We start from the raw sequence: 6,944 nt of genomic DNA, 5'->3' as shown, positions 1-6,944 counted from the left end.
AGGTGAAGCTGCGGGGCTTCCGCATCGAGCTGGGCGAAATCGAGTCCTCGCTCAGCACGCACCCCGACGTCCGCGAGACGGTCGTCATCGTGCGCGAGGACGTGCCCGGAGACCAGCGCCTCGTGGCGTACGTCGTCCCGGCCACGGTGGAGGCCGGAGTCCTGCGAGAGCACCTGCGCGCGCGCCTGCCCGAGTACATGGTGCCCGCCGCCTTCGTCGGCCTGGACGCCCTGCCCCTCACCACCAACGGGAAGGTGGACCGCCGCGAGCTTCCCGCGCCCACCGCCTCCACGTCCTCCAGTGAGGACGACGCGCCCCTGACGCCGCTCCAGGAGCAACTGGCGTCCCTCTTCCGTGAAGTGCTGCGCGTGGAGCGCGTGGGCGCGCACGACGACTTCTTCGACCTGGGTGGGCACTCGCTGCTGGCCACGCAGCTCGTCACCCGGGTGGCCGCGCGGTTCGGCGTGGACCTGCCCCTGCGCACGCTGTTCGAGGCGCCCACGCTGTCCCTTCTCTCGGAGCGCATCCAGGCGCTGCCGTCGCGCGCCGTCAGCCCTTCTCTTCCCACCGTGCCGCGGGACGGGGACCTGCCGCTGTCGTTCGCGCAGCAGCGCATGTGGTTCCTGGAGCAGCTGGAACCGGGACAGGCGCTCTACAACATCCCCCTGGCCCTGCGGCTCACTGGGGCCTTGGACGTGGAGGTGCTGCGCCGCACCTTCGCGGAGATCGTTCGCCGACATGAGCCGTTGCGCACCACCTTCCTGGAGCGCGAGGGCCAGCCGCTCCAGCGCATCCACGCCGCGCCCGCCGAATGGCCGCTGCCGGTGGAGGTGCTCCCCGAAGGCGCCGCACGAGAGGACACCCTGCGCCGCCGCATGCGTGACGAGGCGGCCCTGCCGTTCGACCTGCGCACGGGCCCGCTCCTGCGCACGCGCCTGCTCCGGCTGGCTGCACAGGAGCATGTGCTGCTCCTGAACATGCACCACATCGTCTCCGACGGCTGGTCCATGGGCGTACTGGTGCACGAGGTGGGCAGCCTCTATGCGGCGTTCGCGGAAGGCCGTCCCTCACCCCTTCCGGCGCTGTCGGTGCAGGCCGCCGACTTCGCCGTGTGGCAGCGCCAGACGGGGAACTCCGAAGGCGTGCAGGCGCACCTGGACGCGCTGCGTGACTCCCTGAAGGACCTGCCCGCGTTGACGCTGCCTTCCGAGCATGGCCTGCCCGCGACGCGGACCCTGCGGGGCGCAAGCCATGTCTTCACGCTGCCGGCCTCGCTGGTGCGTGCGCTGGAGCAGGTGGCCCGGGAGCGCGACGCCACGCTCTTCATGGTGCTGCTGGCCGGGTACGAAGCGCTGCTGTCACGCTACTCCGGGCAGGACGACTTCGCCGTGGGCAGTCCCGTAGCCCACCGCACCCGGCCAGAGCTGGAGCCACTCATCGGCGTGTTCCTCAACACGCTGGTGCTGCGTGCCCGTCTGGATGGAAACCCCCGCTTCACGGAGCTGCTGGACCGCGTGCGCGAGTCCGCCCTGGCCGCGTATGCCCACCAGGACGTTCCGTTTGAACGGCTCGTGGAAGCCCTGGGCGCTGAGCGGGGCGCGGACCGTGCCTCCCTGTTCCAGGTGATGTTCGCGCTGCACAACGCGCCCGTGCCGCCGCCTGCGCTGCCCGGTGTGCGCGTGGAACTGCTGCCCACCGCACCAGACACGTCGCGCTTCGACGTGAGCCTGTCGATGATGGCGCGTGACGGTGGGCTGGAGGGGACGCTCGAATACAGCCTGGACCTCTTCACCCCGACCACCGCCGCGCGACTGGCGTCGCAGTTGCGCGTGCTGCTGGAGGCCGTGGCGAAGGACGCGACGGTGTCCGTCAGCCGCCTGCCACTGATGGACGCGGAAGAGCGCTCCTGGGTGCTGGTGGACTGGAACGCCGCGGCCACCCTGCCCTTCACGGAGGACACCCTCCCCGGCCTCTTCGAGTCCCACGCCCGCCGCGCGCCCGACGCCGTGGCCGTGGAGCACGAGGGCCGCTCGCTCACCTACGGAGCGCTGGATGCGCGGGCGAACCAGCTCGCGCGCCACCTGGTGTCCCTGGGCCTGCGTCCGGAGGGCCGCGTGGGCCTGTGCCTGGAGCGCGGCCTGGACCTGGTGGTAGGCATGTTGGGCGTGCTCAAGGCCGGCGGCTGCTACGTGCCGTTGGACCCGTCCTACCCGCAGCAGCGGCTGACGTTCATGTTCCAGGACGCGGGCTTGTCCGCCGTGGTGACGGAGCGCGCGCTGCTGCCGTCGCTCCTGGAGCAGTCGTGGCCGACGGTGTGCCTGGACGCGGAGCCGGATGCACTGGAGCGCCACGACGACACCACCGCGCCCGTCGGGGTGGCGGTGCTGCCGGGCCAGCTGGCGTACGTGCTCTACACGTCGGGCTCCACCGGGACGCCGAAAGGCGCGGGCGTGGAGCACCGCTCCATCGTCCACCTGGTGCGCGAGACGAACTACGTGCGCCTGACGCCGCAAGACTGCATCGCGCAGGTGTCCACGCCGTCCTTCGACGCGGCCACCTTCGAAATCTGGGGCGCGCTGCTCAACGGCGCGCGGCTCGTCATCCTCCCGCGTGACGTCACGCTGTCGCCGCCGCACCTCGCCCGGAAGCTGCGGGAAGTGGGCGCCACCACGGTGCTGCTCACCACCGCCCTCTTCCACGAGATGGCGCGTGAGGAGCCCGGGGCCCTGGCGGCCCTGCGCAACACCTTCTTCGGCGGGGACCGCGCGGACCCTCGCGCCGTGCGCAACGTGCTCGCGGCGGGCCCCAAGGGCCAGCTCACCAACCTCTACGGCCCCACCGAGGCCACCGTCTGCGCGACCTTCCACGCCGTGGAGGTACTGGCACCGGACGCCACCGTCGTCCCCATTGGCCGGCCCGTGGCCCGGGCCCGGCTGTACCTGCTGGACGCCCACGGTGAGCCCGTGGCGCCCGGAGTGCCGGGCGAGGTGTTCATCGGCGGCGCGGGCGTGGGCCGTGGCTACCCTGGCCACCCCGCGACGACGGCGCAGCGCTTCGTGCCGGACGCCTTCAGCGGCGTGCCCGGTGCACGGCTGTACCGCACGGGCGACAGGGCGCGGTGGCGGGCGGATGGGACGCTGGACTTCGTGGGCCGGGTGGACGCGCAGGTGAAGGTGCGCGGCTTCCGCATCGAGCCGGGCGAGGTGGAGTCCGTCCTGCACTCGCACCCTTCCGTGCGCGAGGCGGTGGTGGTGGTGCGCGAGGACGTGCCGGGCGACAAGCGGCTGGTGGCGTACGTCGTGGGCCACCCCACGCTGGATGCGTCCGTGCTGCGCGCCTTCCTCAGCGAAAGGCTGCCCGCGCACCTGGTGCCGTCCGCCTTCGTGCCCATGGCCGCGCTGCCGCTGACGCCCGGAGGGAAGCTGGAGCGCAAGGCCCTGCCCGTCCCCGAGCAGTCCGCCGCGGCCTCGCTCCCTGCCGTCCCCGAGCACCTGACGCCCTTCCAGCAGCGCGTCGCCGGCCTCTTCCGCGACGTGCTGCACGTGGAGCGCGTGGGCCTGCACGACGACTTCTTCGCCCTGGGCGGCCATTCCCTGCTGGCCACGCAGCTCATCTCCCGCCTGCGCGCCACGTTCCAGGTGGAGCTGCCGCTGCGCGGCCTCTTCACCGCGTCCACCGTGGCCCGTGTCACGGAGTTGGTGGAGGAGCAGTTGCTGGTGCGCTCGGACGGACCGCGCGTGCCCGCGCTCCGCCGCGTGTCGCGCGACGGAGACTTGCCCCTGTCCTTCTCGCAGCAGCGGCTGTGGGTGCTGGACCAGCTTCAGCCCGGGGCCACGCCGTACGTGCTGCTCGGGGCCGTGCGCCTGGAGGGCACGCTGGACGCGGAGGCCCTGCGTCGCGCGCTGGAGCTGCTGGTGGGGCGCCATGAGGCCCTGCGCACCACGTTCGCGCTGAAGGGCCGCGATCCCATCCAGGTCATCCAGCCCATGCCCGCGTGGACGTTGCCGATGACGGACCTGAGCGCCCTGCCTCCCGAGGAGCACGAGGCAGCGGTGCACCGGCTGGCGCTGGAGGAGACGGGTCGGCACTTCGAGCTGGGCAGCGGTCCGCTCTTGCGCTCACGGCTGTTGCGGCTGGCCCCGGAGCACCACGTGCTGGTGCTGGGCATGCACCACATCGTGTCCGACGGCTGGTCCGTGGGTGTGATGGTGCGCGAGGTGGCGACGGCCTACGCGGCGTTCGCGTCCGGGACGACGCCGTCCCTGCCGTCCCTGCCGGTGCAGTACGCGGACTTCGCGTCGTGGCAGCGCGGCTGGCTCCAGGGTGATGTGCTCGCGAAGCAGGTGGCGTGGTGGAAGGAGCAGCTCGCGGGCGCGCCGCACGTCCTGGAACTGCCCACCGACAAGCCCCGTCCCACGCAGCGCTCCCCTCGCGGCGCGCTCCTGCCCCTGCACCTGCCCCGCGTCCTGGGTGAGCGGTTGGGGGCACTCGCCCGGCAGGAGGGCGCCACGTCGTTCATGGCGCTGCTGTCCGTGTGGCAGTTGCTGTTGTCCCGCTACAGCCGGCAGGAGGACTTGCTGGTGGGCTCGCCCATCGCGGGCCGCAACCAGGGGGAGCTGGAGGGGCTGGTCGGCTTCTTCGTCAACACGCTGGTGCTGCGCGCCCGCGTCAACCCGGACGCGTCCTTCCGCTCGCTGTTGACGCAGGTGCGGGACACGACGTTCGCGGCGTACGAGCACCAGGACCTGCCGTTCGAGAAGCTGGTGGAAGAGCTCCAGGTGCAACGCGACCTGGGCCGCACGCCGCTGGTGCAGGTCATCTTCGCGCTCCAGAACGCACCGGCCGGGACGCTCCAGGCGCCGGGCCTCACGCTGCGCATGCTGGACGTGGACAGTGCCACGGCGCGCTTCGACCTGGGCCTGCTGCTCACGGAGACGCCGGACGGACTGCACGGCGCCATCGAGTACAGCACCGACCTCTTCGAACGCGACACCGTGGCCCGCATGGCCGGCCACCTGCGCACGCTGATGGAGGCCGCGGTCTCCGGACCGGACGCGCCGCTGTCCTCGCTGCCCTGGCTCACGCCAGCCGAACGGCAGCAGGTGCTCGTCGACTTCAACGACACCGTCTACCCCTACCCCTCCGACACCAGCGTCGCGGCCTGGTTCGCGCACCAGGTGGCACGCAATCCGGACGCCATCGCGCTGGAGTCCGAGGACGAACGGCTGACGTACGCGCAGCTCGATGCTCGCGGCAACCAGCTCGCGCATGAGCTGGTGGCCCGGGGCGTGGGGCCGGACACGCTGGTGGCGGTGTGCCTGGAGCGCTCGGTGGCCTTCGTCGTCTGCGCGCTGGCCACGCTCAAGGCGGGCGGCGCGTACGTGCCGATGGATGCGTCGTACCCCGCCCAGCGGCTGACCTTCATGCTGGAGGATGCCCGGCCCCACCTGCTCCTCACCCGGCGCGATCTGCGCGGGCGGTTCCAGCACGCCGAAGGGGCCGCGCCGATCCTCTTCGTGGAGGAGCTGTCGCTCGAGTCGCATCCCGTCACCGCGCCCGTGACGGACGTGGGCCCCCGCAATCTGGCCTACGTCATCTTCACGTCCGGCAGCACCGGGCGGCCCAAGGGCGTGTGCATCGAGCAGCGCAGCCTGCTGCGGCTGGTCTATTCGAAGAGCTACGCGGACTACGGCGTCGGCGACACGATGATGCTGCTCGCGCCCGTCTCCTTCGACGGCTCCATCCTGGAGCTGTGGCTCCCGCTGTTGCATGGCAGCCGGCTGGTCATCTTCCCAGGCCAGCACAAGGCGAGCGACCTGGAGCAGGTCACCCGGATGGTGAAGGGGCACGGCGTCACCTACGCCCACATTCCGACCGGGCTCTTCTCGCAGATCGTGGAGCACCAGTCGGACATCCTCGGGCATCTGCGCGAGGTGCACGTGGGCGGGGACATCATCTCCGCGCCCCACGTGCGCAAGGCCGTCGAATCCGGAACGACCAGCGTCACCAACATCTACGGTCCGTCCGAGTGCACCGTCGCCTCCAACACCTTCATGGTGTCGCGGCCGGACCAGGTGGGGAGCGGCTCGGTGCCCATCGGGCCGATGCTGTCCAACACGACGGGCTACGTGCTGGATGCGCGGATGCACCCGGTGCCCGTCGGCGTGCCGGGCGAGCTCTACCTGGGCGGCGATGGCCTGTCCCGCGGCTACGTGTCGCGGCCGGAGTTGACGGCGGACCGCTTCGTCCCGGATGCGCAGGGAATCACGCCCGGCGGGCGGCTGTACCGCACGGGCGACCTGGTCCGCTGGCGTGAGGATGGCGTGCTGGAGTTCCTGGGCCGGCTCGACAACCAGGTGAAGGTGCGCGGCTTCCGCATCGAACTGGCCGAAGTGGAGGCCGCCCTGCGCGACCTGCCTTCCGTGCTGGAGGTCGCCGTCGTGGTGCGCGAGGACGTGCCCGGCGACAAGCGACTGGTCGCCTACGCGATGCCTCGGGAGGGCCACGTGCTGGACGGCACGGCCCTGCGCGCGGGCCTGCGGCAGCGGCTGCCCGAGTACATGGTGCCGTCGGTCTTCGTGACGCTGGCCACCCTGCCCCTGAACCCCAGCAACAAGGTGGACCGCAAGGCGCTGCCCGCGCCGGATGCCGTGTCCACCGGCCGTCAGGGCCGCTTCGTGGAGCCGACGGATCCGCTGGAGCAGCGGATGGCCGCCGTCTTCGCCCGCGAGCTGGGCGCGGACCGCGTGGGCATGCATGACCACCTCTTCGACGACCTGGGCGGCACGTCGTTGTCCGTGGTGCGCATCGCCGCGCGCCTGCGCGAGGACCTCCAGCGCGACGTCCCCGTGGTGTGGCTCTTCGAGCACCCCACCGTGAACGAGCTGGCCCGGCGCATGGAGCGCGAAGCCGGAGGCCCCGCGCCCTCCGCCACCCCCGTGGCC

General features: G+C 71.9%; 1 protein-coding gene. It reads left to right on the top strand.

Translation table 11 applies throughout. From position 1 onward, the window contains the following. The coding region (locus tag D7Y13_RS35805; RefSeq protein ID WP_147452568.1) for a non-ribosomal peptide synthetase at nt 1–6,944 on the top strand (6,944 nt) is incomplete at both ends.

Origin of the sequence: Corallococcus praedator (genome assembly GCF_003612125.1) — a bacterium.
GTDB lineage: Bacteria > Myxococcota > Myxococcia > Myxococcales > Myxococcaceae > Corallococcus > Corallococcus praedator.
This window is presented reverse-complemented; position numbering and strand designations above follow the sequence as displayed.